At 65.2% G+C, this 16,068-nt stretch carries 14 protein-coding genes; 8 read left to right on the top strand and 6 right to left on the bottom strand.

What is annotated here, in order from left to right:
• Nucleotides 1-91 precede the first annotated feature (91 nt).
• From ACS0OT_RS15130 to ACS0OT_RS15115, 4 genes are all read left to right on the top strand, one after another.
• Nucleotides 92-1,420 carry an NTP/NDP exchange transporter gene (locus ACS0OT_RS15130; RefSeq protein ID WP_005418421.1) on the top strand — a complete coding sequence of 443 codons (1,329 nt, stop codon included), beginning with the start codon at nucleotides 92-94 and terminating at the stop codon, nucleotides 1,418-1,420.
• Between the two features lie 42 nt (nucleotides 1,421-1,462).
• Entirely contained in the window at nucleotides 1,463-1,813 is a 351-nt protein-coding gene (locus ACS0OT_RS15125) for a DUF1304 domain-containing protein (protein WP_005418419.1), read from the top strand.
• A 441-nt stretch (nucleotides 1,814-2,254) separates the two neighbouring features.
• Entirely contained in the window at nucleotides 2,255-2,548 is a 294-nt protein-coding gene (locus ACS0OT_RS15120; protein WP_032954795.1) for a transposase, read from the top strand.
• A complete protein-coding gene (locus tag ACS0OT_RS15115; RefSeq protein WP_065185370.1) occupies nucleotides 2,545-3,405 on the top strand; it encodes an IS3 family transposase in 861 nt (286 codons plus the stop codon). Before ACS0OT_RS15120 ends, ACS0OT_RS15115 begins: the two co-directional genes overlap by 4 nt.
• A gap of 172 nt (nucleotides 3,406-3,577) precedes the next feature.
• On the opposite strand, the gene ACS0OT_RS15110 is transcribed toward ACS0OT_RS15115, so the two are convergent.
• The 3 genes from ACS0OT_RS15110 to ACS0OT_RS15100 form a co-directional block, all read right to left on the bottom strand.
• Nucleotides 3,578-4,045, bottom strand: a complete 468-nt coding sequence (locus tag ACS0OT_RS15110; RefSeq protein WP_139727517.1) for a hotdog fold domain-containing protein — start codon at nucleotides 4,043-4,045, stop codon at nucleotides 3,578-3,580.
• Between the two features lie 75 nt (nucleotides 4,046-4,120).
• Entirely contained in the window at nucleotides 4,121-6,598 is a 2,478-nt protein-coding gene (locus ACS0OT_RS15105) for an acyl-CoA dehydrogenase (RefSeq protein WP_065185428.1), read from the bottom strand.
• Nucleotides 6,595-7,512, bottom strand: coding sequence for an alpha/beta fold hydrolase (locus ACS0OT_RS15100; protein WP_053501026.1), 918 nt, complete (start codon nucleotides 7,510-7,512; stop codon nucleotides 6,595-6,597). Before ACS0OT_RS15100 ends, ACS0OT_RS15105 begins: the two co-directional genes overlap by 4 nt.
• Nucleotides 7,513-7,665: 153 nt before the next feature.
• On the opposite strand from ACS0OT_RS15100, the gene ACS0OT_RS15095 reads away from it, so the two are divergent.
• Nucleotides 7,666-8,268 carry a TetR/AcrR family transcriptional regulator gene (locus tag ACS0OT_RS15095; RefSeq protein ID WP_005418411.1) on the top strand — a complete coding sequence of 201 codons (603 nt, stop codon included), beginning with the start codon at nucleotides 7,666-7,668 and terminating at the stop codon, nucleotides 8,266-8,268.
• 141 nt (nucleotides 8,269-8,409) lie between these two features.
• Here the strand turns inward: ACS0OT_RS15095 and ACS0OT_RS15090 are convergent, their stop codons facing one another.
• From ACS0OT_RS15090 to hslO, 3 genes are all read right to left on the bottom strand, one after another.
• Entirely contained in the window at nucleotides 8,410-11,286 is a 2,877-nt protein-coding gene (locus tag ACS0OT_RS15090; RefSeq protein ID WP_279946338.1) for a TonB-dependent receptor domain-containing protein, read from the bottom strand.
• 372 nt (nucleotides 11,287-11,658) lie between these two features.
• Complete coding sequence (locus ACS0OT_RS15085) at nucleotides 11,659-12,507, bottom strand: XOO1806 family protein (RefSeq protein ID WP_005418409.1); 849 nt, start codon at nucleotides 12,505-12,507, stop codon at nucleotides 11,659-11,661.
• 116 nt (nucleotides 12,508-12,623) lie between these two features.
• Nucleotides 12,624-13,517 carry an Hsp33 family molecular chaperone HslO gene (hslO, locus tag ACS0OT_RS15080; RefSeq protein ID WP_049412229.1) on the bottom strand — a complete coding sequence of 298 codons (894 nt, stop codon included), beginning with the start codon at nucleotides 13,515-13,517 and terminating at the stop codon, nucleotides 12,624-12,626.
• 77 nt (nucleotides 13,518-13,594) lie between these two features.
• On the opposite strand from hslO, the gene mtgA reads away from it, so the two are divergent.
• From mtgA to ACS0OT_RS15065, 3 genes are all read left to right on the top strand, one after another.
• Nucleotides 13,595-14,344 carry a monofunctional biosynthetic peptidoglycan transglycosylase gene (gene mtgA / locus ACS0OT_RS15075; protein ID WP_005418407.1) on the top strand — a complete coding sequence of 250 codons (750 nt, stop codon included), beginning with the start codon at nucleotides 13,595-13,597 and terminating at the stop codon, nucleotides 14,342-14,344.
• A gap of 61 nt (nucleotides 14,345-14,405) precedes the next feature.
• The gene (locus tag ACS0OT_RS15070; RefSeq protein WP_065178200.1) at nucleotides 14,406-15,425 is read left to right on the top strand and encodes a glycosyltransferase family 2 protein; all 1,020 of its coding nucleotides are present in this window, start codon (nucleotides 14,406-14,408) and stop codon (nucleotides 15,423-15,425) included.
• Entirely contained in the window at nucleotides 15,385-15,816 is a 432-nt protein-coding gene (locus tag ACS0OT_RS15065) for a CBS domain-containing protein (protein WP_005418405.1), read from the top strand. Before ACS0OT_RS15070 ends, ACS0OT_RS15065 begins: the two co-directional genes overlap by 41 nt.
• Nucleotides 15,817-16,068: the final 252 nt, after the last annotated feature.

Raw genomic sequence — 16,068 nt, 5'->3', positions numbered from 1 at the left:
TGTTGCGGTGCATTGGCTAACGTACGCGTTTCATCGCCCCGGAGCCTGCCATGCCGCTGTCCAACCGCCGTCTTCAGGCGAGGGACACCGCGTGAGTGCGGTACGGGGGAAGGGGCCGCTGCAGGGCCTGACGGCGGCACTGCGCGAGTCGCCGGCGCTGTGGTGGTCGTTCCTGTACTTCTTCTGCCTGCTCAGCGGCTACTACGTGCTGCGCCCGGTGCGTGAGGCCATGGCCGCCTCGGCAGACCTGGAAACGGTGTTCCCGCCCGTGCTGATCGCCTGGTTCGCCAACCACGGCGTCGCGTTGAAGGACTTCGTGCTGCAGTTCCTGTTCTCCTGCGTGTTCGTGATCATGCTGGTGCTGCAGCCGGTGTACGGCTGGCTGGTCAGCCGCTTCCCACGACGGGTGTTCCTGCCGGCGGTGTATGGCTTCTTCATCGTGACCCTGCTGGGCTTCTACATGATGTTCGATAGCGGCGTGCCGGGCCGCGGCATGGCCTTCTTCTTCTGGATCACCGTCTTCAACCTGTTCGCGGTGGCGGTGTTCTGGAGCTTCATGGCCGATGTGTTCTCCAATGTGCAGGCCCGGGCCTTCTATGGATACATTGGCGCGGCGGGCACCGTCGGTGCCTTCCTCGGCCCGTTGATCACCAGTGCGCTGGTGCAGCGCGTGGGCATCGCCAACCTCATGCTCGTCTCGGCGGGATTCCTGGTCGTGTGCCTGTTGTGCATCTGGCGGCTGCGGCACTGGGCGGTGCTGCGCGAACGCGAGCAGCAGCTGGTGTCCGGCGAGCAGCCGATGGGCGGCAGCGTGCTGGACGGCCTGAAATTGATCGTGCGCGAGCCGCTGCTGCGCTGGCTGGCGGTGATGGTGGTGTTCGGGGTGGGCGTCGGCACGCTGCTGTACAACCAGCAGGCCAGCATCGTGCGCGCGGCCTTCACCGACCCGGCGGCCAGTACCGCGTTCTTCTCGCGCATCGACCTGGCGGTGAATGCGCTGGCGCTGTTGATGCAGCTGGGCCTGACCCGTTGGTTGCTGTCGCGCCACGGCATCGCGCCGGCACTGCTGATTCCCGGTTTCGCGATCCTGATCGGCTTTTCGGTGCTGGCGGCCTCGCCGATGCCGCTGATGGTCGCGGTGGTGCAGGTGATGACCCGGGCCAGCGAATTCGCACTGGCCAAGCCGGCGCGCGAGACAATCTACACGCGCGTGGACCGGCAGTGGCGCTACAAGGCCGGCGCAGCGATCGACACCGTGGTCTACCGCGGTGCGGACCTGAGCTTTGCCTGGGTGCACAAGGGCCTGTCATTGTTCGGCTCGCACGTAGTGTTCATCGGCGGCATGCTGGTGGCCGCGTGCATGACCGCAGCCGCGTTCGGTGTACTGCGCGAAGAAAAGAAACTGCCGCGCGACCGATGATTTCCCGGGCTCCGAGCCCCATCCCTGTCCAAGGAACCGCCCATGTACTGGATCGCACTCGCCCTGACCTTGCTGGTCGCACTGCTGCACGTCTATTTCCTGGCGCTGGAGATGTTCCTGTGGACCCGCCCGCTGGGTCTGAAGACGTTCCGCAACACGCCGGAGAAGGCGGCGACCACGCGCGTGCTGGCGGCCAACCAGGGCTTGTACAACGGCTTCCTGGCAGCAGGCATCGTGGTGGGGCTGGTGATCGGGCAGCCGGTGCTGGTGACGTTCTCGCTGGCCTGCGTGGTGGTGGCGGGGTGCTATGGGGCGTACAGCGTGAGCCGCCGGATCTTCATGATCCAGGCGGTGCCTGCGATCCTGGCGTTGGTGTTTCGCGCGGTAGCGTAGTTTCCAGCCAACGGCGCAGCCCCTCGTGGAGTGGTCGCGTAAAGCGGGTCATGTGTTGGGTGTGGCGGGTGGGCCGTGCAGGGGACGCTGCAAGTACGTCCATGTAAGCTCGATGGCGCCATCCATGGCGCCAACGCCCCTGCACGGCCCACCCGCCCCACCCCTGACAGTTTCCGTGGGCGGCCAGCCCACGGAGAAGAAAAAGAAGATCAACAGCAACAGCGGATCGCTGCGCTCGTGGGTTCTGCGCGCATGAAAAAAGCGGCCGGTGGGCCGCTTATGCTTTTGCTTTTGCTCTTGCTCTTCTTTTTTCTCTTGCGTGGGTGGACGCCACAGAGATCTGTCAGAGGTCGGAGGGGTGGGGCCGGGCGGGGTATCTGATCTGGCCCCCCGTCAGCGGACGCCAAGAAGCGATACTTTGATCGCACTTGGAGGTCCCTTATGTCCCGTATCACCCGTCGTAGCTATACCGATGAGTTCAAGCACCAAGCCGTGGAGTTGGCCGAGTCGCTCGGGCCTGCCGCAGCAGCCCGTCAGCTGGAGATGTCGGTCAAGACGCTGGCAAATTGGCTTGACGCGGTCCGTGCTGGCCGGTCTCTGACCTCTGAGGCTCGCAGGCCAACCACCGACCTGGAAAGCGAGATCAGCCGCCTTCGGGCCGAGAACGCCAATCTGAAGATGGAGCGGGAAATCCTAAAAAAAGCGGCGGCGTTCTTTGCCAGAGAGTCCAAGTGAGGTACGCCTTCGTCGCCAGTCAAAGGACTCACTACCCGACCAGGTTGTTGTGTCGGGTTCTTGGGGTTTCTGTCTCTGGATTCCATGATTACCTGCGTCGGCAATGTGCCCAAGCGTGCGATGCCGATTCGGCCCTGCGTACCGAGCTTCGGGCCATTCATGTGACCAGCAAGCGCAGTTATGGGCGACGTCGGCTGGTCAGGGCCTTACGAGCCAGGAATCATCCAGTCGGCCACAAGCGCGTGGCACGGTTAATGGCCGAGGAGCGAATCCAGGGCAAGACCAAAGGCCGATTCCGACCCAAGTCCTCCGGCGGCTCATCTCAGCTCGCCCCCAACCTGCTGGATCGGCAATTTGCCCCCGGAACCGGACCGACGGCGTGGGTCGGGGATATCACGTATGTCCCCACCCGCCAGGGATGGCTGCATCTGGCCGTGGTCATCAGCGTCCAGACCCGGCAGGTGCTGGGCTACAGCGTTTCCAAGCGTCTGACTGAAGAGCTGGTGGTGAAAGCATTTGCCAATGCCTGGGCTCTGCATCCACAACGACCCGGCCTGATCTTCCATTCAGATCGTGGTGGGCAGTACTGGGGGAACGAGTTTCGCCAGCTGCTGCAGTCCCATGACGTGGTCCAAAGCATGAGCCGGCCTGGCAATTGCTGGGACAACGCGGTGGCCGAGAGCTTCTTTGCGACGCTCAAGACAGAAGAGGCTGCCGAGCCTTACGCCAGTAGGGAACAAGCCAGCCAGTGCATCGCTGCTTACATCCACGGCTTCTACAATCCAGCCCGGCTACACTCGGCGCTGGGCTACCACTCGCCTAACAACTACGCCCGGCAGCTCCGGGCTGCCGCCTGAAACGGCTTCATGGCGTCCGTTTTCAGGGGGCCAGATCAATCCGCGCCATGGATGGCGCGGCTAAGCCTACACGGACGTACTTGCGGCGTCCCCGCCCGGCCCCACCCCTCCGGCCAGCCTATAAACCGCATTTCGCGACCCACCCACGAGGGGCTGCGCCGTTCGCGGGAACTTACTTCGCCGGCGACATCCACATGTCGATGACCGCGCTGAACACTTCCGTCCCCGCGCGGTCGCGCACGCTGACCGTCACCGGCAGCGCATAGCCCTCGGCCGCGACAACAATAGGCTGTGCCGGCAGCGCCACCGCCTGCAGCGTGCCACGCGCCTTGGCCAGGTACTGCACCTGCATCCCCTTCGGGATCCAGCGCATGCCCTTCGGCAGCGATGCATCGACCATCAACCCGGCGGTCAGTTCGGCCAGGTTGCACATCGCGATCGCGTGCACCGTGCCGATGTGGTTGCGTACTCTGCGGCGGTCGGCCAGCGTGCCTTCGCAGCGGCCGTGTTCCAGGCGGGTGATGCGTGGCGCGATGCTGGCGAAGTAGGGCGCCTTGAAACACACCGCACGTGAGAACAGCCAGGTGCCGGCAGGCCAGCGCTGCAGGCGGTTGTAGAGCGAGAGCAGGGGCGTGGACATGAGGAGGATTCCGGTCGGCGGATAAAGCGACGGCGGGCCAAGGCCCGCCGTCGAGGCAACGCGTGTCGCGGGCGATCAGGCCGCCTGCGAATGCGGGTCCTTGTGCTGGCGGTCGTAGTAGCTGGCCGCGCGCAGTTCGTGGGTGTCGAAGTCGTCCACGGTGATGGTATCCAGCGTCAGCGTACGCAGCTCTTCCAGCAGGCTGCGCTCGTCCTGGGTGATCACGCCTTCGGCCACGGCTTCGTCCAGCTGGCTCTTGAAGTCCAGCGCCTCGATGCCCTTGCTCTTCAGTGCCTTCAGGAACTTGCGCTCCACCGGCTCGGCCATGATCGCCTTGCTCAGGTAACTGTTGATGCGGCCACCCGGGTTGTTCTCGCACGGGGTCAGGAACACGCCATTGGCGAGACGGTCGCGGGCTTCATTCGGCGCCATCAGCAGGGCGGCGACGCGGCGGCTCAGGCGATCACCCGGAGCCTCGGCACGACGGCCCAACGGGAAGATGAGCGCCCACATCAGCCAGCCGATCGGACGGATCGGGAAGTTGCGCAGCGCGGCCGACAGCGACTCTTCGATCTTGTGCACGCTGTCATGGAAGGCCCAGGCCAGCAGCGGCTGGTCGGCCTGCGGTGCACCTTCGTCGTGGTAGCGCTTGAGCATGGCGCTGGTCATGTAGACATGGCTCAGCACGTCGCCCAGGCGGCCGGACAGCGATTCCTTGAACTTCAGCTTGCCGCCCAGGGTCATCATCGAGATGTCGGCCATCAGCGCCAGGTTGGCCGAGTAACGGTCCAGCTTGCGGAAGTAGCGGCGGGTGTAGGCGTCGCCCGGGGCGGCGCCGAAGCGCGCGCCGGTCAGGCCGAACCAGAACGAACGCACGGCATTGGAGATGCCGAAGCGGATGTGGCCGAACAGGCTGCGGTCGAACTCCTGCAGGCCGGCACGGGTATCCGGATCCTGCGCGGCCTTCATTTCCTTCAGCACCCACGGGTGGCAGAGGATCGCACCCTGGCCGAAGATCAGCAGGCTGCGGGTCATGATGTTGGCGCCTTCCACGGTGATCGCGATCGGCGCGGCCTGCCAGCTGCGGCCGGCGAAGTTGCGCGGCCCCAGGATGATGCCCTTGCCGCCGATCACGTCCATCATGTCCGAGATCACTTCACGGCTCATGGTGGTGCAGTGGTACTTGGCGATGGCCGACGGCACCGACGGCACATCGCCACGGTCAACCGCAGCGGCGGTGGCCTGCGACAGCGCACTGATCTTGTACGCCTTGCCGCCGATGCGGGCAAGCGCTTCTTCCACGCCCTCGAAGCGGCCGACCGACAGGCCGAACTGCTTGCGGATGCGCGCATAGGCGCCGGTCACGGCGGCACCGGCCTTGGCACCGCCGCTGGCGGTGGACGGCAGGGTGATCGAGCGGCCCACCGCCAGGCACTCGTTGAGCATGTTCCAGCCCTTGCCGGCCATGGCTGCGCCGCCGATCAGCTGGGTCAGCGGAATGAACACGTCCTTGCCGCGGATCGGACCGTTCTGGAACGTCGAGTTCAGCGGGAAGTGGCGACGGCCGATTTCGACGCCGGCGGTATCACGCGGCAGCAGGCCCAGGGTGATGCCGATGTCGCGGGTATCGCCGATCAGGCCATCCGGGTCGTACATGCGGAAGGCCAGGCCGATCAGCGAAGCGACCGGGGCCAGGGTAATGTAGCGCTTGTCGAAGGTCAGCTTGACCCCGAGCACCTGCTCGCCGTTCCACTCGCCCTTGCAGACGATGCCGTAGTCCGGGATCGAAGTGGCGTCGGAGCCGGCGAACGGACCGGTCAGGCCGAAGCAGGGCACTTCGCGGCCATCGGCCAGGCGCGGCAGGTACTGGTCCTTCTGTTCCTGGGTGCCGTAATGCACCAGCAGTTCACCCGGGCCCAGCGAGTTGGGCACGCCGACGGTGGAGCTGACCACCGAGGACACCGAGGCCAGCTTCTGGATCACCTTGTGGTGGGCCAGCGCGGAGAAGCCCAGGCCGCCGTACTCCTTCGGGATGATCATGCCGAAGAACTTGTTCTTCTTGATGAAGGCCCACAGCTCCGGCGGCAGGTCGGCGTGGACGTGGGTGATTTCCCAGTCGTTGACCATCGTGCACAGCTCTTCCACCGGGCCATCGAGGAAGGCCTGTTCTTCAGCAGTCAGCTGCGGCTTGGGGTAGTTGAGCAGGATGTTCCAGTCCGGATCACCGGTGAACAGTTCGCCCTCGAAACCAACCGAACCGGTTTCCAGCGCGATGCGCTCGGTCTGCGACAGCGGCGGCAGCACCTTGCGGAACACCTTCATCATCGGGCCGGTCAGCAGCGGCTTGCGGATGAACGGCAGCAGCAGCGGCACGGCGATCACCGCCAGCACCGCCGCAGCGACGATGGTGGCGGTCTGGTTGACGTAGGGAATGAACCAGCAGGCGGCCAGCAGGGCCACGCTGATCAGCGTCCAGGTAACCAGCCGCATGCGGTGGTAGGCGACGAAGGCGCCTGCCAGCAGCAAGGCGAGGAAGGGAAGAACGATGCTCATGAGCGTGCTCCGGTGACGTGCTCGTTTGTGGCGGACGAAGCCGCAGCGTCCGCTGCGGGCAACACGTCCAGATAGTCCAACACAGTAGCGGTAAAGGCGTCGTTGTCATCGCCGGCGACCATGTGGGTCGCTTGCGGCAGCTGTACATGGCGCGCATGCGGCGCCAGCGCCAGGAATTCGGCCACGGTCTGCGGCGTGACCAGGTCGCTGCGGCCGCCGCTGACCAGCAGCAGCGGGCACTTCACCTGGCGTGCGGCCTCGGCCAGTGCGTCCTGGTGCTGTTCGCTGTCGCGCGCCAGCTCGGCCACCAGGCGTGGGTCCCAATGCCAGCGCCAGCGCCCGTGGCCGTCCTCGCGCAGCAGCGCACGCAGCGACTGCTCGGATTTGCGCGGCCGGTGCGGCATGTAGGCCGAGATCACGTCGGCGGCCTGGGTCAGCGAGGCGAAGCCGTCGGGATGGGCGGTCATGAAGGCGAGGATGCGCTCGACACCCGCGGTATCCCAGCGCGGGGTGATGTCGACCAGCACCATGGCCGAGAAAAGGCCCGGCCAGCGCGATTCGGCCAGCAGGCCGAACAGGCCACCCATCGAAGCGGCAACCAGTACCGGCGGGCGCGGCTGTTCGCCGGCCAGCACGATCAGGTCGTCGGCGAACTGTTCGCCGTGATAGGGCAGATCGGTGCCATTCCAGTCGGAATCGCCATGGCCGCGGGCGTCGTAGGCCAGCGTCTGCAGGCCGGCCGCGTTCAGTGCGCGGGCAGTGGCGTTCCAGGCATGGCGGGTCTGGCCGAAGCCATGGGCGAACAGGACCCGGCCGCGCCGGCCATGCTCGCTGGCGGTCGCCGCCAGGCGGGCGCCATGGGCGGCGTCCAGGCGCAGGTCATGGAACGCAGCGGGAGTTGGGGACATAACCATACTTGCTAGTATGGAGAGCTTCGAGGGGAAGTCAATACTGCACGGTATGGTGCGTTGCAGAATGCGCGTGGAGGGACCCTTCCGAGGGGCCTGCGACGGTTTCGACCGCAACCGCGTACTGCAACGAACCCCGGCGTATGGTTAAATCAGTCCATGAATCAACCTGACGCTTCCGCCGGCGAACCGCGCGCCGGCCGCAACAGCCGCCTGAGTGCCGAAGACTGGGCCCAGGCGGCCCTCGACCTGATTGCTGAACAAGGCGTAGGCGCCGTCGCGGTGGAGCCGCTGGCACGGCGGCTCGGCGTTACCAAGGGCAGTTTCTACTGGCATTTCCCTTCGCGCGACGCATTGCTGCAGGCGGCGCTGGAACGCTGGGAACTGTTCGAACAGGAACAGGTGTTCGGCAGCCTGGAAGACGTACCGGATCCGCGTGTGCGCCTGCGCCAGCTGTTCCAGATGGTGGCGCATGAAGTGCAGCCGCACATCATCTACAGCGAGCTGCTGAAGGCATTGGATCATCCGATGGTGCGGCCGGTGATCGACCGGGTCTCGCAGCGTCGCCTCGACTATCTGGTCGCCTCGTTCCGCCAGGCCGGCCTCAGCTCGACCGATGCGCGTCATCGCGCACGCCTTGCGTACGCCGCTTATGTCGGCTTCCTGCAGTTGTCGCTGCAGCTGCAGCAGCCCAAGCAGGCGCGCGAGGATTTCGAAGCGTACGTCGAGCATCTGATCGAGACGCTGATTCCGAACGGATGAGTGCCCGGAAATGATCTCGAAGGAAGGCCGCAGCGATGCTGCGGCCTTTTTTGTTGTGCGCTGGCCAGCGCCCGTCCATGGCGCACAAAGAACAACGGCCCCTTTCGGGGCCGTTGCTGCATCAGCTGATCAGGTTCCCGATCAGAACTTCTGCTTGTACTGCATGTACATGAAGCGACCGATGTCGTAGCCACCGTAGTAGGAGAACTGCGAGTTCGGTGCCGAGTACATCTGCGGGCCGTAGTGGTCGAACACGTTGCGCGCACCGACGGCGATGGTCGCATTCCACGGTGCGTTCCAGGAGACCTGGACGTCGTGGAACATGGTCGAGCCACGCTTGTTCATCGGCTGGTCACGCACCGGATCCGGCGAACCGAAGTCCGGCAGGCTGCACTCGTCGCTGTAGTAGCAACGCTCCTTGACGCTGGAGAAGTAGCGGGTGCCCCAGGTCACGCCCCAGTCGCCACGCTCCCAGCCCAGCACCAGGTTCGAACGCAGGCGGAAGTTGCTGCCGAAGCCGTTGAGGATCGACACCGGCACCTGCTGCGCGTTGGTGGTCTTCAGTACGTTCTTGGTGACGTAGCTGTTCTGCAGGTTGGCGCTGAAGGTACCCCAGCTGTCGGTCTCGAAGCGGTACGCCACGTCGAAATCGAAGCCTTCGGTTTCCTGGTAACCGGCATTACGCGGTGCGTAGGTCAGGTTGATCACGTTGTGACGGTTCGGATCACGGGTGAACGAGTTGCAGCGCTCGGCGATGCCAAGCACGTAGCAGTCGTTCAGCTGGTCATCCGGGCTGTCGGTGACGATGGTGTTGGTGATCTTGATGTTCCACCAGTCCAGGCTCATGTTCAGGCCCTGGGCGAAGGTCGGGCTCCACACCAGGCCAACGGTCTTGGACTTGGACTTTTCCGGAGTCAGGTTCGGGTTGGAGACGGCGTTGAACGGATCCGGCGTCTGCTCATCCGGACCGCTGGCCGGCACATAACCCTGGCGCAGCTGGCGGAAGGTGCTGGCGGTCGGACCGATGGCCGCGGCACAACGGGCGGCGACGCCCGGCTGATCAGTTGAGCCGAACGAGGTGTCGCACGGATCGGTGAAGTACGCGAAGGTCTGCGAGCTGCCACCGTACAGATTGTCGATGGTCGGCGCACGGAAGCCTTCGGCGTAGGTCGCACGTACCAGCAGCTGGTCGATCGGCTTCCACTTCAGGCCGAACTTGTTGTTGGTGGTGTCGCCGAAGGTGCTGTACTTCGAGTAACGGGTGGCGGCGTTGAAGCTCAGTTCCTTGGCACCCGGCAGGTCGGCCAGGATCGGAACATTCAACTCCAGATAGACTTCGTTGACGTCGTAACCACCACCGGTCGGGCCGGCGGCCAGATCGGTCGAGTAGCCGGTCTGCGACAGCGCGTCCGGATTGTACGAACCCTTGTCTTCGCGGTACTCGTAACCCAGCGCGAAGCCCAGGTCGCCGGCGGGCAGGGTGAACAGGCTGCCGGCGATGTTCGCGTAGTAGGTCTTGGTGGTGACTTCACCGGTGTTCTTGGTGGTCGGGAACAGGAACTGCTGCAGATCCGGGTTGCCGGTCAGGCCACCGTCACCGGTACGGCCGTACGGAATGGCCGGGTTCCACGGCAGGCAGCCGCCGGCGCCCGGGCCATAGATCGGATTGGAACCGTCAACCAGGCCAGCGGCCGTACCGCACTCGACGCGGCCGGTGGCCGGGTTGAAGAACGACGGACCGGTGGCGGCATTGACCGCCAGCACGTTGTAGTTGCCGGTCTGGCTCTGCTGGTTCTCCGAGTTCTGGTAGATGTAGCCGGCTTCCCAGTCGAAGTACTTGTCATTGAACTGGAAGCTGCCCTGCAGGGCGCCGGTGAAGCGGAAGGTGGTCAGCTTGTTGGTCGACAGGCGCGGCACTTCCCAGCCACGGCGCATGAAGCCCATATCCTTGCCGAAGGGGTTGTAGTAGCTGTCGGCATCCCACTTGGCACCCAGGCGCTCATACGACGCGGACTGCAACGGATAGCCTGCGACCTGGGCCTGCGACTCACGACGGGTATACAGCAGGTCGGAGACGAAGCGGATGTTGTCGGTCAGGTCGTACTGGACGTTGGCGAACACCGAGCGACGCTTGGTCGGCGTCAGCAGGTGCATCTGCGTGTTGGAGTTGCTGGTATCACCGGTGATGCCGGCGAAGTCCTGGTCGTGGTACTGGTTGACGTCGCGATAGTCGCCACCGCGGTTCAGCACCAGCCAGTCATCGGTATCCGGATCGATGATGGTGCCCCACTGGCTGACCGGGCTCCAGTTCTGGGCCGGGTGGAAGGTGGTGCGCGGGTAACGGCTGAACCAGCGGTCCTTGGCCCACACTTCCTTTTCTTCGGCGTACTCGGCGCCGATGGTGATCGAGCCACGGTCACCGGTGAAGCCGGCCACGAAGTCGTAGCTGGTCTTCTGGCCGTCGCCTTCGCCGTACTGGCCGACGTAGGCGTTGGCTTCCAGGCCCTGGAAGTTCTTGCGGGTGATGATGTTGATCACGCCGGCGATCGCGTCGGAGCCGTAGATCGACGAGGCGCCGTCCTTCAGCACGTCGATGCGCTCGACGATGGCCGACGGAATCTGCGACACGTCCTGCAGGCCGCTGACGCTGGCGCCGAGGCGCTTGCCGTCGACCAGCACCAGGGTGCGCTCGGCACCGAGGTTGCGCAGGTCGATGTAGAAGCCACCGACGGCTTCGCCGGAGGACAGCGGCTCGGAACGGCTGATGGCCGGGCTGCCGGCGGCAGAGATGTTCTGCAGGACGTCGGCAACCGTCTTGAAGCCGCTCTTCTCGATCGAAGCGCGGCTGATGCTCAGGACGGGCTGGGCGGTTTCGGTATCGACCTGACGGATGCGCGAACCGGTGACCTCGATACGGTCGAGGTTGGTGGCTTCCTGGGCGTGGGCCGTCGCGGTGGTGGCACCGGCGACAAGCGCGATCACAACTGCGTCACGCAGCTGGCTGGACTTGAGTTTCATTGGCTCTCTCTCTCCAAGAAATCTTGGCTGGGGTTAATGCCCGGCGGGGGAGCGAAAAAGCGCTCCCAAATCGCGAGGCTGACCCGATAGTAACGGGCGTTCGCCAAGAATTAAAGCTGTGTTAATGAAGTCTGTGATTTTGGTAAAAACGCGCTTTTCCCAGTCCAATCAACGGGTTGCTGGCATGGTCGTGCTGATCTGCCTCGTTTGTTAACGCAGAATGATGAAAAAAGTTTCGACTGATATGTATCCCAATATGTCGATACGCTCTGCGGTCGATACCGCTCATGCAAGTGCGAGCCAGGCACGCAGATGCAAAAAAGGCGCCTTTCGGCGCCTTCGGGAATATCGTTGCTGAACCTGATAGGGGGATCAGAGATCCTGTTCGTAACGCACGTACGGCACGGTGCCGTCGTCGTTGCTTTCGTTGCGCGGGGAGAATGGATTCTTGCCGCGGCTGATCACGTTCTCGGCGCCGACGGTCAGCTGGCCGGACCACGGGGTACGCCAGGTCAGGCCGATGCCCAGGCCTTCCCACTTGCCGGGCTTGCCCGGCACGTCGACCACGCGGCCGATGATGCTGCCGGTGAAGTTGCCGTAACCGGCACCGATGCTCAGGCTCTTGCTGTCCCAGCGATCGACGATGGCCGGCGAAGCGTCGGCCAGCGGTACCAGGCGTGCCTTGGCGTAGGTACCGGCGATGGAGACGAAGCCTTCGCGGCCGATGTTCTTCTGCGCGAACACGGTCAGATCGTTCTGCTCGGCGCGCAGCGAGGGCGTCTTGTTCGGGCCCGCCAACCAGGCGGGCAGGGTTTCACGGCCGGTGCCGGCGGTGATGCCCAGGCGGCTGTTGCCGCGGTTCAGCGCGGCGGTACCACTGAAACGACGGCTGTTCAGATCATCCTCGTCGCCCAGGCTGGCCAGCATGCAATGGCTGGCCAGGCCGCTGATGCTGGTGCCGCTGCTGCTGTTGCAGAGCAGGCCCAGCGAATCGCCGGAGGACAGGCCAAAGGCCGCGTCCAGCGAATTGCGGCCGAAATGCCATCGGGCGCCGGCTGCCTGTTCGCCGGTCGGCTCCAGGTACAGCAGCGCCTCGACCTTGCCGCTGCCCTTGTTCCATACCGGCAACACGGTGCGGGTGTCCTTGCTCTGCGCATGCACGCCCGTGATCGCGCCAAGGGCGATCAGCAGGGCCAGCGGTAGACGCAGGAAGGTACGCATCGGACCAGTTCAGACAGGGACGGACAACGGAAGTTCCCGTGGGGACGGGAACTCGATCCTAGGGTGTTTATGAATTCTTAACAAGCCTTGATCCTCCCCAGGTACAAGACTGCCGTTTACTGAAGTCGTTCAGGCGCCGCTACAGCCCCCTGGGCGCCGTGGAACAGTATGCCGAACTCCGTCAATGGAAAGTGATACTCACGCCCGCAGAATTCGCAACGCACCTCGACGGCGCCGGTGGCCTCGGCGGCCGCGCGGGCTTCGTCCTCGCCCAATGACTGCAGCATGCCAGCCACCCGCTCGCGCGAGCAGGAGCAGGCGAAGGACAGCGGCTTGTCGCCCAGCAGTTCCGGCCGCTCCTCGTGGAACAGGCGGTGCAGCAGCTGCTCGGCCGGGGTCGCCAGCAGTTCGGCCTTGCCCAGGGTTTCGAACAGGGCGCTGGCGCGGGCCCAGCCATCCTCGTCGCCTTCGTCGCCCGGCAGCTTCTGCAGCAGCAGGCCGGCGGCACCGTTGCGGTCGGCCGCCAGCAGCAGGCGGGTTGGCAGCTGCTCCGACTGGCGGAAGTAGTCCTCGAAGGCCTCGTCCAGTTCCGGCGCAGTCAGCGCGACCAGGCTCTGGTAGCGCTGCGGCTCGCGCGGGTCCAGGCCGGGGTTCTCGATGGTGATGGCGAGGATTGCGTCATCACCGAGGCGGGACAGGTCACGCGGTGCGTCGCCACCCTCGCTGAGCTGGGCGATACCGCGCAGGGTGCCGGCGGCGGTGCATTCGGCGAACAGGGTGCGCAGCGCGGTGCTGCTGCGCAGCTGCACCGACAGGCGCCCGTCGATCTTGGTGTGGCCGGTGAATAGCGCCGAGGCGACGCAGGCCTCGCCAAGCAGTTCGGCAGCGGCGTCCGGGTAGGCGGCATGGGACAGGATTTCCTGCCAGGTGGCCTGCAGGTGCACATGCACGCCACGCACGCCGGCGTCGGGGAGCAGGAAACGGATCAGGGAATCGGGGTTGGCGGTCATCGGCTCACATCGCGCGTAAACGGGGGCGGTTGCCGGATAATGCGCCGACAACCAGACAGAAGAAGGATGCACCAGTAATGGGGGCAGCGGGAGAGCAGCACAAGGTAGAGGCCGTGGTCGCCGCGCCGCGCCGGCGACGCTGGCGCTGGAAGCGGCTGCTGTGGCTGCCGGTGCTGCTGGCCGCCTTCAGCTGTCTGCAGGTGCTGGTGCTGCGGTTCATCGACCCGCCGGTGTCCATGGTGATGCTGTGGCGCTATGGCGAGGCGCTGGGCGAGGCCGACTGGTCCTATCGGCTGCATTACCAGTGGCGCGACCTCGACCAGATGGCACCGAGCCTGCCGATCTCGCTGGTGGCGGCCGAGGACCAGCGCTTCCCCGACCACAACGGCTTCGACCTGCAGGCCATCGAAAAGGCGCGCGACCACAACGCCAGGGGCGGGCGCCTGCGCGGCGCCAGCACGATCAGCCAGCAGGTGGCCAAGAACCTGTTCCTGTGGCAGGGCCGCAGCTGGATCCGCAAGGGCCTGGAAGTCTGGTACACGGTGCTGATCGAGGCGCTGTGGCCAAAGGAGCGGATCCTGGAGATGTACGCCAACATTGCCGAATTCGGTGATGGTGTGTATGGCGCGCAAGCGGCAGCGCAGAAATTCTGGGGCAAGGACGCGGCCCGGCTGAGTCCGGCCGAGAGCGCGCGCCTGGCCGCGGTGTTGCCGGCACCGCGTCGCTACAACGCGGCAAAGCCTGGGCCGTATGTGCAGCGGCGGGCCGCGTGGATCCAACGCCAGGCGCGCCAGCTGGGTGGTGCGTCCTATCTGTCGGAGGACTGAGCCCGGCGCTGCAATTGGCAGGCGACGGGCCGGGCGCCTGCCGGCAACGTACAATCCGGCCATGACCCGCGAACGGCTTACCTTCGTCATCGCCGCCTACAACGAGGCCCTGGCACTGCCGCTGCTGCATCCACGGCTGTGCGCGGTGCTCGACGGCATGCCCGACATCGACGGTCACATCCTCTATGTGGACGACGGCAGCCATGACCGCACCTGGGAAGTGATCGCCGGGCTGGCCCAGGCCGATGCACGCGTATCGGCGCTGAAGCTGTCGCGCAACTTCGGCAAGGAAGCGGCGCTGACCGCCGGCCTGGATCTGGTGCACGAGGGTGCGGCGATGATCCTCGATGCCGACGGCCAGGACCCGCCGGAGCTGGTGCCGGAGTTCGTCGCGCGCTGGCGCGAAGGTCATGACAACGTCTACGGCACGCGCATGGCCCGCGATGGCGAGGCCTGGATCAAGCGCGCCACGGCAGCGATGTTCTATCGGGTGATGGGCCGCCTCTCGCGGACACCGATTCCGGCCGATACCGGGGACTTCCGCCTGCTGTCACCGCGCGCGCTGAACGCCCTGCGCGGGATGCGCGAGCGCCACCGTTTCATGAAGGGGCTTTTCAGCTGGGTGGGATTCAAGCGGATCGCCGTGCCCTACCACCGCCACGCGCGCGTGGCCGGCACCAGCAAGTTCAGCCTGTGGCGGCTGTGGAATTTCGCCCTCGAAGGCATTACCGGGTTCTCGACCGTGCCGTTGCGGGCGGCGACCTACCTCGGGCTGGCAACCGCGGCCGTCGCTTTCCTGTTCGGCCTGTGGGTGATCGTGAAGGCGGCGCTGTATGGCGACCGGGTGGCGGGTTGGCCGACGATGATGGCGGTGATCCTGTTCCTGGGCGGCGTGCAGCTGATCGCGCTTGGCCTGATCGGCGAGTACCTGGGGCGGCTGTACGAGGAGTCCAAGCAGCGGCCGTTGTACCTGGTTGACGCCTGGCTAGCATCGTCCGTGGCAGACTCGGTCCCGCAACCCACCCTGGGAGGGCAGGCAGATGACCACGGTACGGCAACTGTTGGACGGCAAGTCTCCTGAAGTACATGCGGTCGCGCCGGATGCGGCGGTGATCGATGCGATCCGGTTGATGGCGGAAAAGGGCATCGGTGCGGTGCTGGTGATGGACGGCCCGCGGCTGGTGGGAATCCTGTCCGAGCGTGATTACGCGCGCAAGATCGTGTTGCGTGATCGCTCTTCGCGCGATACGGCGGTGGCAGAGATCATGACGTCGCAGGTGGTGACGGTGTCGCCGGGCGAGCAGGTGGAGCATTGCCTGCAGTTGGTGACCGATTATCGCATCCGCCATCTGCCGGTCGTGGAGGGCGCGCAGGTGCTGGGGGTGATCTCCATCGGCGACCTGGTGAAGTCGGTGATCGATGCGCAGCGGCGGGAGCTGGATCAACTGCAGCAGTACATCGTCGCCGGGTGAGGGTGTCGCTGGCGGGCCTGCGGCCCGCCGGCCCGCTTTTCGAAGCTGAAAGCCACAGCCAAAGCCAAAGCAGCGCCTTCCTGACACGTTGGGAGACGGAGGGTGCGGCTGGGCAGGACACGCCATAGACCCATCCATGGGGGCTCGATGGAAATCTGTCAGCGTAGGTGTCGAGAGCCGGCGTGGGCCGCCGTACGAGCCTGGATCTCGACGATCCGTAGCCAGGATCGCGACGATCGCCCTGTAGCTTGG

This window comes from Stenotrophomonas maltophilia group sp. RY12688, from assembly GCF_052149045.1.
GTDB lineage: Bacteria > Pseudomonadota > Gammaproteobacteria > Xanthomonadales > Xanthomonadaceae > Stenotrophomonas > Stenotrophomonas sepilia.
The sequence above is the reverse complement of the archived record's forward strand: the minus strand, read 5'-3'. Positions and strand labels throughout refer to the sequence as shown.